We start from the raw sequence: 647 nt of genomic DNA on the forward strand, positions 1-647 counted from the left end.
GCCGGGTAAAGTTCTAAATTCTCGAAATCTGAAAGGGTGGTTCCCGATATCGGGGGATTATCAAACCAGGGTTGAAAACATAAGCTTCCTCTCACGCCAACAACGGCTAAATGAAAGAGGATCTACAGATGGCACGTATTACTATTCCAACTCGCGACCAAGCTCCCACCAACACCCACTCCACCCTCGATGCAATTGGTAGCCAAGTTGGTTTTATTCCAAATATGTTTCGTATGCTCGCTTCCAGCCCAGATACTTTCGCAGGTATCATTGGTTTTCAAGGTGCGATGTCCAAGGCGCTGAACGTAAAAACCCGTGATGCTATTGCTTTGGCTGTGACTCAGGTCAACGACTGCCATTACTGCATGAGCGCGCATACGTACATTGCGACTAACCTGGTGAAAAGTTCGGCCGAAGAAATTGCAATGAATCGCCAAGGTCGCTCCGAAGATCCAAAGCGCGCTGCTGCCGCTACATTTGCCAAAACGCTGGTAGAACGCCGCGGCAAGGTAACCGATCAAGAACTCGCAGCCGTACGTGCTGCCGGCTACACAGACCCAGAAATTATCGATATCACCGCTTTGGCAGCGCAGTTCCTTCTGACTAACTTCATCAACAACATGGCTGACACTGATATTGATTTTCCT

Annotated in this window: 1 protein-coding gene; it reads left to right on the forward strand. The window is 49.0% G+C overall.

Annotated elements, in window-relative coordinates; translation table 11 throughout:
* Positions 1 to 128: 128 nt before the first annotated feature.
* A partial coding sequence (locus tag HX803_RS31285) for a carboxymuconolactone decarboxylase family protein (protein ID WP_038845055.1) occupies positions 129 to 647 on the forward strand: 519 nt, incomplete at its 3' end.

Source organism: Pseudomonas sp. P7548, from assembly GCF_013386585.1.
GTDB lineage: Bacteria > Pseudomonadota > Gammaproteobacteria > Pseudomonadales > Pseudomonadaceae > Aquipseudomonas.